This is a genomic window from Terrisporobacter sp. (genome assembly GCF_017888745.1).
GTDB lineage: Bacteria > Bacillota > Clostridia > Peptostreptococcales > Peptostreptococcaceae > Terrisporobacter.
Map to the genome: position 1 here is coordinate 23,996 of NZ_JAGHFM010000149.1, position 17,812 is coordinate 41,807.

General features: G+C 29.5%; 16 protein-coding genes. 1 reads left to right on the forward strand and 15 read right to left on the reverse strand.

Annotated elements, in window-relative coordinates; all coding sequences use genetic code 11:
- Positions 1–36: 36 nt before the first annotated feature.
- The 14 genes from pnp to J7G74_RS07300 form a co-directional block, all read right to left on the reverse strand.
- Positions 37–2,142 (reverse strand): polyribonucleotide nucleotidyltransferase, encoded by a 2,106-nt coding sequence (gene pnp, locus J7G74_RS07235; protein ID WP_297133552.1) that lies wholly within the window; start codon positions 2,140–2,142, stop codon positions 37–39.
- 132 nt (positions 2,143–2,274) lie between these two features.
- Entirely contained in the window at positions 2,275–3,117 is an 843-nt protein-coding gene (locus J7G74_RS07240) for a DegV family protein (protein WP_297133554.1), read from the reverse strand.
- A gap of 102 nt (positions 3,118–3,219) precedes the next feature.
- Positions 3,220–3,474: a 30S ribosomal protein S15 gene (gene rpsO, locus J7G74_RS07245; protein WP_297133559.1), complete on the reverse strand. Its 255-nt coding sequence runs from the start codon at positions 3,472–3,474 to the stop codon at positions 3,220–3,222.
- Positions 3,475–3,572: 98 nt separating this feature from the next.
- Positions 3,573–4,502 (reverse strand): bifunctional riboflavin kinase/FAD synthetase, encoded by a 930-nt coding sequence (locus J7G74_RS07250; protein ID WP_297133561.1) that lies wholly within the window; start codon positions 4,500–4,502, stop codon positions 3,573–3,575.
- Positions 4,503–4,526: 24 nt separating this feature from the next.
- Positions 4,527–5,435 carry a tRNA pseudouridine(55) synthase TruB gene (gene truB, locus J7G74_RS07255; RefSeq protein WP_297133563.1) on the reverse strand — a complete coding sequence of 303 codons (909 nt, stop codon included), beginning with the start codon at positions 5,433–5,435 and terminating at the stop codon, positions 4,527–4,529.
- Between the two features lie 12 nt (positions 5,436–5,447).
- Positions 5,448–6,428 carry a DHH family phosphoesterase gene (locus tag J7G74_RS07260; RefSeq protein ID WP_297133564.1) on the reverse strand — a complete coding sequence of 327 codons (981 nt, stop codon included), beginning with the start codon at positions 6,426–6,428 and terminating at the stop codon, positions 5,448–5,450.
- On the reverse strand, positions 6,421–6,804 hold the full coding sequence (gene rbfA, locus J7G74_RS07265; protein WP_297133566.1) for a 30S ribosome-binding factor RbfA: 384 nt from the start codon (positions 6,802–6,804) through the stop codon (positions 6,421–6,423). Before rbfA ends, J7G74_RS07260 begins: the two co-directional genes overlap by 8 nt.
- 32 nt (positions 6,805–6,836) lie before the next feature.
- Positions 6,837–8,777, reverse strand: a complete 1,941-nt coding sequence (gene infB, locus J7G74_RS07270; RefSeq protein ID WP_297133568.1) for a translation initiation factor IF-2 — start codon at positions 8,775–8,777, stop codon at positions 6,837–6,839.
- 24 nt (positions 8,778–8,801) lie between these two features.
- Complete coding sequence (locus tag J7G74_RS07275; RefSeq protein WP_297133570.1) at positions 8,802–9,110, reverse strand: L7Ae/L30e/S12e/Gadd45 family ribosomal protein; 309 nt, start codon at positions 9,108–9,110, stop codon at positions 8,802–8,804.
- On the reverse strand, positions 9,100–9,375 hold the full coding sequence (gene rnpM, locus J7G74_RS07280; protein WP_297133572.1) for an RNase P modulator RnpM: 276 nt from the start codon (positions 9,373–9,375) through the stop codon (positions 9,100–9,102). Before rnpM ends, J7G74_RS07275 begins: the two co-directional genes overlap by 11 nt.
- 12 nt (positions 9,376–9,387) lie before the next feature.
- Positions 9,388–10,440, reverse strand: coding sequence for a transcription termination factor NusA (gene nusA / locus J7G74_RS07285; protein ID WP_297133574.1), 1,053 nt, complete (start codon positions 10,438–10,440; stop codon positions 9,388–9,390).
- A 32-nt stretch (positions 10,441–10,472) separates the two neighbouring features.
- On the reverse strand, positions 10,473–10,934 hold the full coding sequence (gene rimP, locus J7G74_RS07290) for a ribosome maturation factor RimP (RefSeq protein WP_297133577.1): 462 nt from the start codon (positions 10,932–10,934) through the stop codon (positions 10,473–10,475).
- 177 nt (positions 10,935–11,111) lie between these two features.
- Positions 11,112–11,342 carry a YgjV family protein gene (locus tag J7G74_RS07295; RefSeq protein WP_297133579.1) on the reverse strand — a complete coding sequence of 77 codons (231 nt, stop codon included), beginning with the start codon at positions 11,340–11,342 and terminating at the stop codon, positions 11,112–11,114.
- Between the two features lie 122 nt (positions 11,343–11,464).
- Positions 11,465–15,757, reverse strand: a complete 4,293-nt coding sequence (locus J7G74_RS07300; RefSeq protein ID WP_297133581.1) for a PolC-type DNA polymerase III — start codon at positions 15,755–15,757, stop codon at positions 11,465–11,467.
- A 186-nt stretch (positions 15,758–15,943) separates the two neighbouring features.
- On the opposite strand from J7G74_RS07300, the gene J7G74_RS07305 reads away from it, so the two are divergent.
- Positions 15,944–16,624, forward strand: a complete 681-nt coding sequence (locus J7G74_RS07305; RefSeq protein ID WP_297133583.1) for a hypothetical protein — start codon at positions 15,944–15,946, stop codon at positions 16,622–16,624.
- A 37-nt stretch (positions 16,625–16,661) separates the two neighbouring features.
- On the opposite strand, the gene J7G74_RS07310 is transcribed toward J7G74_RS07305, so the two are convergent.
- Positions 16,662–17,812, reverse strand: a 1,151-nt coding sequence (locus J7G74_RS07310; RefSeq protein ID WP_297133585.1) for an N-acetylglucosaminidase, incomplete at its 5' end; no start/stop codon positions are given.

The following is a 17,812-nucleotide window of genomic DNA, read 5'->3' on the forward strand; positions in this document are numbered from 1 at the left end:
AGACAATGTCTCGTTCACTTATATAATAATTAATTACTATTTATTTTTTCTTTCTGGTTTAGGTAATAAAACTTTTCTAGATAAGTTTACTCTTCCTTTTTCATCTATTTCAGTAACTTTAACTTCTACTTCATCTCCAACATTTAAAACATCTTCAACCTTTTCTATTCTTTCATGAGCAATATTTCCTATACGAAGAAGACCTTCTTTTCCTGGAAGTAATTCAACGAAAGCACCAAAATTAACTATTCTAGTTACTTTACCTTTATAGACAACTCCTAATTCAACTTCTGCAACTATATCATTTATTTTCTTTTCTGCAAGTCTTATCATATCCATATCAACTCCAGCTATGAATACTTCACCATCTTGTTCTATATCTATTTTAACACCTGTTTCATCTATTATCTTAGTTATTACTTTACCACCAGCTCCTATAACATCTCTTATTTTGTCTGGATTTATTCTCATAGTAACTATTTTTGGTGCATATTTAGATAACTCTTCACTTGGCTTATCTATGCATTTTTTCATTTCATTTAAGATATGTAATCTACCAACTCTCGCTTGAGCTAGGGCAGTAGTTAATATCTCTTTATCTATACCAGCTATTTTTATATCCATTTGTATAGCAGTTATACCTTTTTCAGTACCTGCAACTTTAAAGTCCATATCTCCTAAGTGGTCTTCCATACCTTGTATGTCTGAAAGTATAGCCATCTTCCCATCATGCTCTATAAGTCCCATTGCGATACCTGCAACCATATCTTTTAAAGGTACACCAGCATCTAATAAAGATAATGTAGAACCACAAACAGAACCTTGAGATGTAGATCCATTTGAACTTAATACTTCAGATACAAGTCTTATAGCATAAGGGAATTCTTCTTTTGATGGTATTACTGGAAGTAATGCTCTTTCAGCTAAAGCTCCATGACCTATTTCTCTTCTTCCTGGCCCTCTTGATGGTCTAGCTTCACCAACAGAGTATGCTGGGAAATTATAGTGATGCATATATCTCTTATTTTCTTCTTCATCAAGTCCATCTAATATTTGAACATCACCTAATGCTCCAAGAGTTGTAACTGTCATTACTTGAGTTTGTCCTCTAGTAAATAACCCTGAACCATGAGCTCTTGGTATAAATCCATGATCACACCAAATTGGTCTTATTTCATCAGTTTTTCTAGCATCTGGTCTTCTACCTTCATGAACTATAGCTTTTCTAACTTCTTCTTTAATAATCGCATCTAAAGTTGCTATTATATCATTTCCAAATTCCTCCAAAGTTTCTTCGTCAAAGCTATTTATAGTTTGCTCTTTAACCGCATCCATAGCCTCTTGTCGTTCTAATTTTTCAACTACTCTAACAGCTTCTCTCATTCCTTCAGTAGCTATTTCTCTAACCTTAGCTTCTATTTCAGGATTCGGTTTAATTTCTTCAAATTCCATTTTTTCTTTTCCAACTTCAGATTGGATTTGTTCTATAAATTCAACTATTTTCTTAATTTCTTCATGCGCTTTTAATATAGCCTCAAGCATTAATGATTCTGGTACTTCATCTGCTCCTGCTTCAACCATCATTACAGCATCTTTAGTTCCTGATACTACAAGATGTAATGAACTTTTTTCTCTCTCTTCAGCTGTTGGGTTAACAACAAGCGCTCCATCTACTAAATCTATACATACAGAACCTGTTGGGCCATTAAAAGGTATTTCAGATATAGAAAGAGCTACTGAAGAACCTATCATAGCAACTATGTCAGGAGTACAGTCTTGATCTACAGATAAAACTGTAGCAACTACTTGTACATCATTTCTAAAAGTTTTTGGGAATAAAGGTCTTATAGGTCTATCTATAAGTCTAGATGTAAGTATAGCTTTTTCTGATGGTTTACCTTCTCTTTTTAAAAATCCACCTGGTATTTTACCAACTGAATATAATCTTTCTTCATAGTCAACACTTAGTGGGAAGAAATCAACACCTTCTCTTGGTTGAGCTGATTTTGATACATTAACCATAACCATAGTCTCACCGTATCTAAGTATTGCACTTCCACTAGCAAGTTGTGCTATTTTTCCTATTTCAACAGAAAGTTCTCTTCCTGCTAAATCCATTGTAAAAATTTTATGTTCAAACATTAATGCTTGTACCTCCTCTTGTACTAAAACCACTATTTCTTCTATGTACTATATTAACAAAATTACTACTAATTAACAATATAATTATATCATGTACATTATTAGGGCTTTTAGTCATATGTTTATTATTAACTATTTCGAAGAACTTATTGCTAAAATTTCAGGTCCTGTATGTGAGCATATACTAGAACCTCCCCTTGTAATAAAAACATTTTTAGCTTTTATTCTTTTATCTACTTCTTCTTTTAACTTTTTAAAATCTTCTTCATTTGATCCATATCCTATAGTAATAGTTTTTGATTCTAAGTCATTATTATTAACTTCTAAAATCATGTCTACTAACTTAGATGCTATATGTTTTGTACCTCTAACTTTTGTTACTATTTTATTTTTTCCATCTTCCATAGTACATATAGGCTTTATATTTAACATATTTCCTACAAAAGATACAATACTAGGAAGTCTTCCACTCTCCTTTAAATATTCAAGTGTAAAAGGAACAAAAAATAAATTTACACTATCTCTAATTTCTTCTAGTTTATCAATTATCTCATTAGCACTTAATTTATTTTCTTCAATTAATTCACAAGCTTTTATTACATATTGACCACTACCTAGTGATAAAAATAATGAATCAAATAAATAAATATTTTCACTTACATCATTTTTAGCTAAAGTAGCGCTTTGATATGTTCCAGATGTCTTTGAAGATCCTGTTATGCATATAACATCATATCCTTCATTAACATACTTTTCAAAAGCTTCTTTAAATTGAATATATGTAGCTTGAGATGTTTTAGGTAAAATATCACTATTTTTTAAAACATCATAAAATTCTTCTTTAGTAACATCTACACCATCTTTATAATCTTTTCCACCTATGTTTATAGTAAGTGGAATCATCTCTAGAAAATCTTTTTCTTTTATTTCATCAGGAATGTCGCACATGCTATCGCATAATAGTTTAATTTTCACTGCTACTGCCCCCTTATAGAACATAGTATTTAAATTTCTTTATTATAAAATACAAAAAAACAGGTATTATAGTATACCTGCTTTTTAAATAAAGTAACAAGATTATTTTCTTAATCCTAATTTAGCTATTAATGCTCTGTAACCTTCTAAGTCTTTTTCTTTTAAGTAAGCTAATAAGTTTCTTCTTCTACCAACCATTTTTAATAAACCTCTTCTTGAGTGGTGGTCTTTTTTGTGAACTTTTAAGTGATCGTTTAATTCGTTTATTCTAGCTGTTAATAATGCTATTTGAACTTCTGGAGAACCAGTATCTCCTTCTTTTCTTCCGAATTCTTTTATTATTTCTGTTTTATTCATTTGTTTTACCTCCAAATATTTAATAATCGCCATTTACTAAGCATTGATTGGAGTATTCATATGCCGAGTAATGGTTACTTTGATTATTTTATCACAACTTAGTTACTTTTGCAAATATACTTTTTATATATATAATTAATATCCTTCTTCAATTGTACTTTTAATTCATTTAAATCTTTAAACTTCTTTTCATCTCTTATTCTTTCCAAAAATTCAAGTTTTATAGTTTCTCCGTAAATATCCTTATCAAATTCTAATATATTTGTTTCTATAGACATTTTATTTCCATTAACAGTTGGATTATATCCAACATTTGTAGCTCCTATATAAACTTCATTATCTATATATACCTTTGTAGCATATATACCTCTTTTAGGTATTACCAAACTTTCTTTTAACTTAAGATTCGCTGTAGGGAATCCTATAATTCTCCCTACTTGTTTAGCCTTAATTACTTCACCTTCTATTGTATAATTTCTGCCTAAGTATTCTTGTATTCCATCTACCTCTCCAGTTTGAACTAATTCCTTAATAAAAGTACTACTTATTCTTTTTCCTTTAACTCTTACTGGTCCTATAACATCCACATCAAAACTATATTTTGAACCTAATTGTTTTAAAGTTTGTGCATTTCCCTCTCTATTCCTTGCAAAAGCAAAATCATGTCCTACAATAACCTTTTTGGCATGCAAACCTTCTATTAAAATGTTCTTTACAAAGTCTTCAGCCGATATTTCAGCCATACTTTTATCAAAAGGTATATCAATTACTATGTCTACTCCTAAAGATTTAAATAAATTCATTTTATCCTCTTCTGTAATTATTTCTTTTGTTTCTCTATTAAAGAAATAACTTAAAGGACTATTTTTAAAAGTAATTACTACACTTTTAAAATCTTGTTCTTTTGCAATAGAAACTGTTTTTTCTATAAGAACTTTATGACCATTATGTATACCATCAAATTTGCCTATAGTAACAACACTTTTATCAAAACTTTTTATTTCTTCTAAAGAATTTATAATAATCATGTCTTTTCCCCACTGATATAATATTTATTCTATAAAAAGTTTATCACTCTTTATACTAATAGTGTTATTATTTTTTAATATTTTTCCTATTCCTATAAATTTATTATTACAGTATACTCTAACATACTCATCTTCATTATCTAGATTATCTGTAGTAAACCTTCTAGAATCTATTATGCCACCATTACTATAATATTTTAGTGCACTTTCAACTAATTTAACTGGCTTAAACTTATCTAATACATAATCAATGTCATATAAGTAATTTTCTAATATGTTGTCACAATAATATTGTTCTAATTCTTCTAAAGTTATTGAGTTTTCTAAGTTAAATTTTCCTGAAGACGTCCTAAGTAAAAATGACATATGTCCACCACATCCTAAATATTCTCCAATATCATGGCAAATACTTCTGACATAAGTTCCTTTTGAGCATTTTACTAAAAATAAAATTTTATTATCCTTTATGCTTAAAATTTCATTATGTTCTATTTTTACTTTTCTAGGTTTAATTTCTATACTGTCTGCTTTACCTTTTCTAGCTAAATCACACATTTTTTTACCATTTACTTTTAGAGCTGAGTATATTGGAGGATATTGATCAATTTCTCCTCTTTGACTCTCAAATGCCTTATAAATATCTTCTTTCGTGATTTTTGAAGTATCTCCTTCTTTTAAAATAACTCCAGAAGAATCATACGTATCCGTACTTGCTCCTAAAGTCAATTCACATATGTATGATTTTTCTTTATTTAATATAAGCTCGCTTACTTTAGTAGCCTTTCCTATACAAATAGGAAGTACACCTGCCGCATCAGGGTCTAATGTACCTGTATGACCAACCTTTTTTATATTTAAAATTCTTCTAACTCTACTGACAACATCATGAGATGTCATTCCAGTAGGTTTTAATATATTTATTATCTTATTCATTAAAAATCATCCTTAAATTTCTTTTAATGCTTCTTGTATTATCTTTTCTTTTGCATTTTCTATTGTATCATATATAGTACATCCAGCAGCTCTTATATGACCACCTCCACCAAATACTTTTGCTATCTTACTTACATCAGCATATGATTTGGATCTTAAGCTTACTTTAATTTCATTATTGCCTTTTTCTTTAAGTAAAATTCCAATTTCCACATTTTCTATATCTCTAGCATAAGGAGTTACACCGTCTGTATCTTTAAAATCTACACCAGTTCTTTTTAACATGTCTTGGGTTACACACATTGTAGCTATTTTAATATTTGTTATTTCTAAGGAATTTAAAGCTTCACCTAATAATTTATAAAAATTAAAAGGATTGCTACCAAATACACTTTGTACAACTAATTGAGTATCAGCACCTGCAAGTAATAGATTTTTAGCCATATCAAAACTACTTGCTTGAGTATTTGAGTAGGTAAGTTTGCCTGTATCTGTCATCAAACCTGTATAAAGACATGTAGCTATTTTTTCATCAATAGTTTTTACTTTAGTTATTTCTTCATTTCTTTTTAGTAGATTATATACTAATTCACAAGTTGATGATGCATCTTTAACTACATAATAATAATCTCCATACAAATCGTTACTATCATGATGATCTATATTGATTAGTTTATTACAGTTAGACATTATATTGTCATCTAAGCATATTCTATTTTTATCTCCACAATCTAAAGCAACCAAATTATAATCATTTATGTTCATCTCTTTAAATTCTTGAGAGCTTATTCTGTTTATATCATTTACTAGAAATTGAAGATTTAAAGGTGCACTATCATCTAAAACATAGTAAACCCTCTTGTTAAGATTTTTTAAGAAATAATACATTGAAAGAGTTGAACCAATATTGTCTCCATCTGGATTAATATGAGAAGTAACGATAAAATCGTTACTTCCATTTAAATAATTTATAATATTGTCTATATTATTCATTATCAGTTTCCTCATTTTGAGATCTTTGATTATCTTTTTCAGATACTTTTTTTATAAGGCTGTCCATATACATACCTTTGATTAATGAATCGTCTACTTTAAATATGATTTGTGGGATATGTCTTATTTTTATACTTCTTCCTATTTCTCTTCTAATGTAACTTTCAGCACTGCTTAAACCTTGTAAAGTAGATTCTTCATCTCCACCTAAAATGCTTACATATACATAGGCATAGCTTAAGTCATTAGTCACTTCTACATCTGTTACACTTACCATAGAATTTATTCTAGGGTCTTTTATTCCATTAATAAGCATTGTACTTACTATTTTTCTTATTTCTTCGCCTATTCTACGTGTTCTATTATACGATGCCATAATATCAACCTTCTTTACTTTTCGTTAATTATTTATTTTAATTTTCTTTCTACTTCTTTTGTTATATATGCTTCTACTATATCTCCAACCTTAATATCGTTGTAGTTTACAAAGCTCATACCACATTCGTATCCATTATTAACTTCTTTTACATCATCTTTGAATCTCTTAAGAGCTTGTATTTCACCTTCGTGAATTATTATTCCATCTCTTACGATTCTAACTTTACCACTTCTGAATATTTTCCCAGATGTAACATAACATCCTGATACAGTTCCTACACCAGATATTTTATAAACTTCTCTTACCTCTGCTTTACCTGTATCTTCATCTTTATATTCTGGATCTAACATACCAGTCATAGCTGCTTGTATATCTTCTATAGCTTTATATATTATAGTATAACTTCTGACATCTACACTTTCTTTTTCTGCTAATGATTCAGCACTAGGTACTGGTCTAACATTGAATCCTATTATTATTGCATTTGATGCAGCAGCAAGCATAACATCTGATTCATTTATAGCTCCAACACCACCGTGAATTACTCTTACACCCACTTCTTCGTTAGATAGTTTTTCAAGTGATTGTTTAACCGCTTGAACAGAACCTTGAACATCTGCTTTTATGACGATATTAAGTTCTTTCACTTGACCATCATTCATGTGATTAAAGAATTCATCAAGTGACATTCTTTGACTAGATTTTAACATTTCTTCTCTAGCTATTAATTGTCTTTTTTCTGCTATACTTCTAGCAACTTTATCTGAAGGTACAGCTACAAACTGGTCTCCACCTTGTGGAACTTCAGAAAGACCTAGTATCTCTACTGCCATTGATGGTCCAGCAGTTTTAACTCTTTTTCCTTTAGAGTTTATCATCGCTCTTACTTTACCACAAGCAACACCACAAACTATTGGGTCTCCAACTTTAAGAGTACCACCTTGAACTAATATAGTTGCAACAGGACCTCTTCCTTTATCTAATTCAGCTTCTATAACAGTACCTACTGCTCTTTTATTTGGATTAGCTTTTAATTCTTCTACTTCAGCAACTAAAAGTATCATTTCAAGTAATGTATCTATACCTGTTCTTTGTCTAGCTGAAACTGGAACTGCTATAACATCCCCACCCCAGTCTTCAACAAGTAATCCTTGTTCTGATAGTTCTTGCTTAACTTTATCTGGGTTAGCTGATGGTTTATCTATTTTGTTTATAGCTACTATTAGTGGAACTTCCGCTGCTTTAGCATGGTTTATTGCTTCTATTGTTTGAGGCATTATACCATCATCAGCTGCAACAACAAGTATAGCTATATCTGTAACTTGTGCACCTCTAGCTCTCATTGATGTGAAAGCCTCATGTCCTGGAGTATCTAAAAATACTATTTTTTGTCCATTTATTGATACTTCAGATGCACCTATATGTTGAGTAATTCCACCTGCTTCACTATTTGTAACATGTGTACTTCTTATTGCATCAAGTAAAGAAGTTTTACCGTGGTCAACGTGTCCCATAACTGTAACAACTGGTGGTCTTGGTTTTAAATCTTCTTCAGCATCTTCTTGTATGTCCATTAATGCTTCTATTTCTTCTTCAGCATCTTCTTCATTTGAAGACATAGTTAATGTAAATCCATATTCACTTGCTAAGTGAGAAGCTATTTCAAAATTAACTTCTTGATTTAATGAAGCCATAGTTCCCATTTTCATAAGTTTCATTATAACTTCTGTAGCTGGTCTTCCTAATGCTTCTGCTAAATTTTGTACTGTTAAATTTCCTTCAACAGCTATAGTATTTTCATTATTACCTTTTTCTTCTTTTATTAAGTCTAGTAATAATTCAACATCTTCTTCTTCTATTTCAGATTTTTCGTTTTGCACTTCAATTCCTAATTCTTTTAATTTTGCTAGAATATCCTTATTTGACATTCCCTCTTGCTCTGCTATTTGGTATACTCTTGTTTTTTTCACAAGATCACCCCCTATAATTATTTGTTAATCCATTAATTGTACAATTTTATTTGTAAATCCTATATCTTTTATTCCTATAACAGCTCTAGAATCTTTTCCAATGGATAATCCTAAACCTTCTTTTGTAGAAAAGTGAATACACTTTACATTTCTAAATGAAGATTTGTCTTTAAAAAGTTTTTTTGTATTATTTGATGCATCTTCTGCTACAATAACTAAATTTAACTTACCTTTTTTTAAATCTAATAATGTAGCATCTTCTCCAGATACTAATTTACCAGCTCTCATAGCAATTCCTAGTAATGAGTGTATTTGATTATTATTATTTTTCATAAGATTCTAACTCCGATAATAATTTTTCATATACCTCATTAGGAACTTCCATTTTAAATGCTCTATTTAAAGCTTTGCTTTTTATAGCTTTTTTTAAACACTCAGAATCCTTGCATATGTATGCTCCTCTTCCATTAGCTTTGCCAGTTAAGTCTATAAAAATTTCGCCTTCTTTATTTTTAACGATTCTAATAAGCTCTTTCTTATTATCTCTATCTTGACATGAAATACATTTTCTCTGAGGTACTTTTTTTATTTTTGTCAAACTTATCCCTCCTTATTCTTCGTCTAGTTGAGATTCGCTTTTTATATCTATTTTCCAGTTCGTAAGTTTTGCTGCAAGTCTAGCATTTTGCCCTGCTTTACCTATAGCTAAAGATAATTGATAATCAGGAACTACAACTAAAGCTGATTTTTCTTCCTCATTAACTTCTACTTTAACTACTTTTGATGGGCTTAGTGATGCTGATACATATTCAGCTGGATTTTCACTATAGTTTATTATATCAATTTTCTCTCCACCAAGTTCATCAACTACATATTTTACTCTAGTTCCTTTTGGTCCTACACAAGCACCTATTGGATCTATTTTTTCATCTATAGAATGAACAGCCATTTTTGTTCTTGAACCAGCTTCTCTTGATACAGATTTTATTTGAACTATACCTTGGTATATTTCTGGAACTTCTGATTCAAATAATCTTTTTACTAAACCTGGATGACTTCTAGAAACTACTATTTGAGGTCCTTTATTAGTTTTCTTCACTTCTAATATATATACCTTTATTTTATCACCAGCTTTAAAGTGTTCTCCTGGTATTTGTTCAGTTTCTGGCATAGAAGCTTCTATTTTCCCTAGTCTTACATAAACTATTTTTTTATTATCAGATACTCTAGCAACTTCTCCTGTTACTAATTCTCCTTCTTTTTCTATAAATTCATTGTATATTATTTCTCTTTCAGCTTCTCTTATTCTTTGAACAACTACTTGTTTAGCTGTTTGAGCTGCTATTCTACCAAAATCTTTTGGAGTTACTTCATTTTCTAATATGTCTCCTAATTCATATTTTGGATTTATTTGTCTTGCTTCATCTAATTCTATTTCTAAGAAATTATCATATAAATCAGATTCATCAACTACTCTTCTTTGTGAATATACTTTAACATCACCTTTTTCTCTATTAAAATCTATTCTAACATTTTGAGCAGAACCAAAGTTTTTCTTGTAAGCAGTTAAAAGTGCTTGCTCAATTGTATCTATAAGTACATCCTTATCAATACCTCTATCCTTTTCTAATTCATCTAAAGCTTCCATGAATTCATGATTCATTTTATTATCCTCCCTATATTAATATGTTACCACTAAAATTTAATTGCTAATCTAATAAGTGCAACATCTTTTTTATTAAATTCAACTTCTTCATTATCTATTATAACTTTAATATTTTTATCTTCAGTTAAACCAACTAATTCACCTTCATGTTGTTTTGAACCATTCATTGGTTTATAAAGCTTTATTTCCACATCTCTACCTTGGTATTTTATAAAGTCTTTATCTTTTTTTAACGGTCTATCAAGTCCTGGAGATGATACTTCTAAGTAGTAATTATCCTTTATTGGATCTTTCTCGTCTAAAATTGGATTTAATGCTCTTGTTACAACCTCACATTCATTTAAAGATACTCCGCCTTCTTTATCAATGTAAACTCTAAGGAAGAATTCTCCTCCTTCTTTAACATACTCAACATCAACTAATTCTAAATTATTAGCATCTGTTATTGGTAACACTAATTGTTCAATTTCAGCAGCTATGCTTTTTTTCATATTGATTACCTCCTATTCAGTTGTACTTATATATTATTTAAAACAAAAGAGTGAGAAGCTATGTCTCACTCTTAGTTTCTGCAAATATACTATTTTATATATCACTATATCATAAAAATCTTATATTTACAAGCTTTTGTGGTTTTTTTGTATTATATAAGTAGTTAAACGTAATAATTATTGGTTTTGACTTTTTAACTTATATAAATTATAAAAATTAATAAGTATAATTGCCATATTGGATAAAGCTACAGGATATGCACCTACGGTTAAACCATATATAACAAACATTAAACATCCAATAGAATTTATTATTCTTAACTTAGTAATATCAGTCATCATAAGTGATATTACTAGCAAAATAGATGCTCCATAACCTACCCATTCAATAAGCTCTGAACTAAACATAGCAAATCCTCCTTTTCTCTATTACACTTGATGTCATATTTACTATTTTTTCAAAGTATAAATTTTCATTTACCAGTCCTTCCATTATATTATATATTTTGTCCCGAATCTATAATAATATTTTAAAACAAGGAAAGCTGATTTTTGTCACTCATATTGGATAACGAGCCATGATTTGTTAAAGTCTCAATTACTGTTTTTGAAATTTTAGTCCTTCTTCTTAAATCTTCTTTTGAAATAAATTCACCATTTTCCCTTTCTTGTTGAATATGGATGGCTGCATTTTCACCAACCCCTTGCAATCCTATCATTGGTGGTAAAATTGTTTTATCATCAATAACCCTAAACTTAGTAGCATCAGACTCATATATATCAACAGGAATTATCTTTATATCTCTAGCGTACATTTCTAATGCAACTTCAAGTACTGTAAGCATATTTTTTTCCTTTGCACTGGCATCATTTCCAAGAGATTGTATTTCATCTATTTTGTCCCTTATAACATCTAACCCTTTAACTATTAAGTCAGCATCAAAATCTTCTGCTTTTGTAGTAAAATATGTTGCATAAAAAGCTGCAGGATAATGTACCTTATAATATGCCAATCTAAAACTCATCATAACGTATGCTACGGCATGAGCTTTCGGGAACATATATTTTATCTTTTGACATGAACCTATATACCATTCTGGAACATTATTCTTATTCATTTCTTCTATGAATTCCGGTTTTAACCCTTTACCTTTCCTAACACTCTCCATTATTGTGAATGCCAACTTCGGTGCTAATCCTTTAAATATAAGATAGTTCATTATGTCGTCACGAGTAGTTATAACTTCTTTGAATTCAACAGTCCCTTCAACAACTAAATCTTGTGCATTGTTTAACCACACATCTGTCCCGTGCGAAAGACCAGATATACGTACTAATTCGTCAAATGTCTTAGGCTTTGTATCTAAAAGCATTTGTCTAACGAACTTGGTCCCAAACTCAGGTATAGCAAGAGATCCTATTGGGCAATTAATTTCTTCTGGTGTAACTCCCAGTGCATCTGTAGATGTGAATAATGACATAGTTTCCTGGTCATCTAAAGGTATTTCTGTAGCTACAGTACCCGTAATATCCTCAAGCATTCTTATAATAGTCGGAACGTCGTGCCCAAGTATATCAAGTTTTAGTATCCTACCACTTATAGAGTGATAGTCAAAGTGAGTAGTAATTACTCCACAGCTGGTGTCATTAGCTGGATATTGTATTGGTGTAATATCATATACATCTTTATAGTTAGGAATAACCATAACACCACCTGGATGTTGACCAGATGTCCTTTTCACACCTGTACAACCATTGGCCAGTCTTAACACCTCTGCACTTGTTGAGTTTAAATCATTTTCTTCCACAAATTTTTTCGCATATCCATATGCTGTTTTCTCTGCTACTGTACCTATAGTACCAGCTCTGTATACATATCCTTCTCCGAAAAGTTCTTCCGTATATTTATGAATTACAGGCTGATAACTTCCTGAGAAATTAAGGTCTATATCTGGCTCTTTATCACCTTCAAACCCAAGGAATGTTTCAAAAGGTATATCATGACCATCTTTTTTTAATTTTCTACCACACTTTGGACAATCTTTATCTGGTAAATCTACTCCAGAACCCCACTCACCAACTTCATAGAAATAAGAATATTTACATTCTTCGTTTTCACAAATATAATGTGCTGGTAGCGGGTTAACCTCTGTTATATCACTCATCGTAGCAGCTAATGATGAACCAACAGATCCCCTAGAACCAACTAGATATCCATCTGATAGAGATTTAGTAACTAGTTTTTGTGCAATTATATACATAACTGCATATCCATTGCTAATTATAGAATTTAGTTCTCTGTCCAACCTTTTTCTAACTACATCAGGTAGTGGAGAACCATATATCCTCTCTGCCTTAGCATTGCACATATCTCTAAGCTCTTTGTCAGACCCTTCTATTACTGGAGGGAATGTTTCATTAGGTATTGGCAATATACTTTCCACCATATCTGCTACTTTATTAGTATTTTCAACTACTACTTCATAAGCCAATTCCTCACCTAAATAACTAAATTCTTCTAACATTTCATCTGTAGTTCTAAAATGAAGATATGTTTCTTCTTCATCTACTTTAAATCCTTGAGAATATTTTAATACCTTTCTAAAAATTGCTTCATGTTTCTCTATAAAGTGAACATCTCCTGTAGCTACAGGTAATTTTTTAAACTTTTTAGCAATTTCTATAAGTCTTTTATTTATTTCTCTTAGCTCTTCTTCATCCTCAACTTCACCTTTATCAATCATAAATCTATTATTATCTATAGGCATTACTTCTATATAATCATAGAGATGAATAATTTTTTCTATTTCTTCATCACTCTTATTTTGTTTTACTGCTTGAAAAACTTCCCCTGCTTCACAAGCTGATCCTACTATAATACCTTCTTTAAATTTTTGAAGAACACTTTTCAATATTCTTGGCGCTCTATAAAAATGATTTACATGAGCATCGGATACTATTTTATATAAGTTTTTAATCCCAACTTGATTTTGAGCAATTAAAGTAACATGATTTGTTCTTAGTTTTGTATAGTCTATATCTCCTAATATGGAATTTACATCACTTAATTTTTCTCCGCCTTTTTTTCTTATCATTTCTAAAAACCTAATAAATATATGAGCTGTAGCTTCAGCATCATCTACTGCTCTATGGTGATTAAGTAGAGGTATACCAAGTTCTTTAGCTATTATATTCAGTTTAAATCTTTTTAGATGTGGTAAAAGTGTTCTAGCAAGAGTTAGTGTATCTATACTTATATTCTTAAATTCAATATTTTGTTCTCTACATTTTTGTTTCATAAATCCCATATCAAAATCAGCATTATGAGCAACTAAAACGCTGTCTCCTATAAAATCTACAAATTTAGGCAATACTTCTTCTATTGTGGGCTTATCTTTTATTAGGTCATTCGTTATACCCGTTAGTTCTTGAACTTTGTAAGAAATATCTTTTTGTGGATTAATTAATTGACTAAATCTATCTACCACTTTGAAATTTTCTACTTTAACTGCACCAATTTCAGTTATTTTGTCATTTTTATTAGAAAAACCTGTAGTCTCTAAGTCAAATACTACAAAAGTTTGAGATAAATCTAAATCATTTGCATCTTCAACAATATGAGCATTATCTTCTACTAAATACCCCTCCACACCATAAAGTATTTTTATATTATTTGATTTTCCTGCATCCATAGCTTCTGGAAAGGCTTGTACAACACCATGATCTGTTATGGCTATGGCTTGATGTCCCCAAGTGGCTGCTTGTTTTACTAACTTTTTAGTAGAACATATGGCATCCATAGAAGACATTTGAGTATGAGCATGAAGTTCTACCCTTTTTTTATTTCCTTTATCTTTTCTAAGAGGCTTTTCTTCTTCTCTGATACCACTTATTGTCATAGTTAGTTCTCTTTGATAAGTATCATATAAAACATCTCCTTTGATTTTTACATAAGAACCTTCTTTTACTTTATCTAATACTTTATCTTTATTTAAGTCATTTAAGAATAGTTTACAGTTAATGGAACTTGTGTTATCTGTAATAGACATTATTAAAAGAATTTTACCATTTCTTAATTCTTTTATTTCTATATTAAATACATCACCTACTACTGCCACTGTTTTAGAGTTTTGATTCAAGTCTTTGATTGAACAAACTAAACTATTTACATCTTCACCATATATTAGGTGTGTATCATGTTCATCGTCTTTGATAACATATCCTTCCTCTTCAACTTCTTCAACAGTATCAAACTCTAGCTCTTTAATTAATTCTTCTATTTCTTTATCTGTTCTTTCCATTAATTTTTTTCTGTCTATTTTTTCACTTACAGCTTTTTCAACTTTAACATCAGCTTCTATAGATAATTCTTCAATTAATATATTTTTTATTACTTCTTCTATATTATTCTTTTTTAATTTTTCATAAAAAATATCTTTAGGTATTTTAATTTTTAAAAGATTATCTAAATACATATATTCAACTTGTTTTTTCCATCCTTCTATTGCTGGACATATTTTTTTTAATATATATAAAATATTATGCCAATAAGCTTTTATAATATCTTTTTCTGATTTTCTACCAAAGCCTATATATTTAATCTTTATTCTAATATTTTTAAAGTAATTTAATTTACCTAGTAATTCTTCTCTAAGTTCATCTAAAATCTCATGAGATATCATTTCCTTTGATGATAAATACATATAAAATATTCTGTCTTCTTTAAAATACACAACTTTAGACACTTGCACATCTCCTAGTTGCTTTGATAACCTATTATTATTTATTTCTAATTTGCTTAAATAATCTTTAATATTATCCATGAGATTATCACTTCCTTTCTAGATAAATTATTATATCACATCTCAAAAACAATTAATATTGAGTATAATATATATTCTTTTTTATTTTTATTTACTAATAAAAAAATTTTTTAGGATTAGCTTCGAATTCATCTTTAATTAATATTATATAATATGACGACTATTCAAATTAAGGCGGTGTTTAATATGACATGCAAGAACATCCTTGATATAAATTATTTATCAACCTACTACGACAATCTTGGAGGTAAAAAACTATTTAAAGACTGTATAAAAGACTTTAATTCATATATCAATAAAAAAGTATATCTTTATTATTCTAATAAAAAAGATACACCCGTATGTGCACTGCCAAAATTTAAAATTTTGTTAGTTACTAGATTGGGTTTCTTGTCATTTTGCTATAACTTTTATTTTTATGTTAATGGATTCGATTATTATAATATAGATATTTCACAAGATAACTTAAAGATAATTGCTAAATGTGTTTGTTCCCATGAAATTGGTCATATATTAGATGATAGTATTAACAGTAATAGATGGGAACAATCAAAAGTATTGACAGATATTTTAGAAAAGATGCTTCATTATAATATTGATTTTTCCAATATTGATTTTCATAAAAAAAATCTTCCGCAAGATTTAGAAAATAGTGTTTTAATTTTCAAGAAAAATTTAGTAGGTAGGGAGGCTATTGCCTGGGAAATAGCTAGAAATATTATGCATTTTCACACACCTAAAGAAAGATTCATTTTTGATAAGGTTAGAGAATATGCTTTAGCAACTTATAATTATGGTGATTTAAAATCTATCATAAAAGAAAATAATTTAGAATCTTTTTTTAAATATAAGAAATACTTTGCTTAACAAAAAATCCTACTTATAAAAAGTAGGATTTTTTATTTTATTTATATTTTGGAACTTCATATTTCATAGAAGTTGAGCTATACATAGAAGTTATTTTTGTCATAACAGACCCTATAAGTTTTGCCCAGTTTACATCTGTTGCATATTGATGATTAGGATTTTCATAACTCCATCTCATCTTATATAGAGTATTTTGGTTATACCTTGAATTTTTTATATAATTATCAGCTATCCATTTAGCTGAACCTTCCAAAGTTTTTTCAACACTTGTCCACCCCATCTTATAGGCATAGTTTTTCCCTGAAGAATCTGCTGTTCCATCAAAAGCTGCTATACCAAAGAAATTATATACTTTTACTTGTCCATTTGGAGTACTCACATATTGACCTTTTGCTAATGTGGATCTTCCATAACCAGTCTCAACCATAGCATGTGCCACAAAATAAGCTAAGTCTATATCACTTTTCTTAGCTGCATTTATAAATGCTTCACCTTTGTTATAAAAAACATTGTTTCCATTAGAGTCAGGAGCTAAACTATTTAAATAAGAGTTTAACTGACTTACAGTTACACCACCTTTATAACTATCAAGCCTTAAAAATTGGTTCATTCCACTTTTAGATGAAGTAAATGTATCTGGATTTAAATATTTTTTCAAGTCAGCTCTTGTAGCATTTATATATCCTCTATTTCCACTTCCTCCAGTAGATGAAGATGCATCTATTTTATTTCCACCTTTTAAGGCTTTACTATACTGTACTTCTACATGTTGATCTAATGTGTACGATAAAGGCTTATAGTTTGTACCTGCTGAAGATGAGTTATTAAATCCATTTATGTTTTCACTTTCAGATGTATTAGTTAAATATGTATCAGAGATATATCCTGTAGTATCATTAAGTTTTATTTTAACCCATCCATTATCTTGTGATAAAGGCTTTACTACATTTCCTTTATATAAAGTCCCTATAATCGAATGTGATGTTGATGGGCCACTTCTTACATTCAAAGTACTTGCTGTAACTTTTTTATTAGATACTTTTACTTCTTCGTCCTTATCATCTTCTACTTTTTTATCAGACAGATACTGACTACTTACATAGGCTGTACTTCCTTTGTAATTTATTTTACTCCATGATCCACTTTCTGATATCACTTCTACTTTATCATCTTTATTTAATTTTCCAA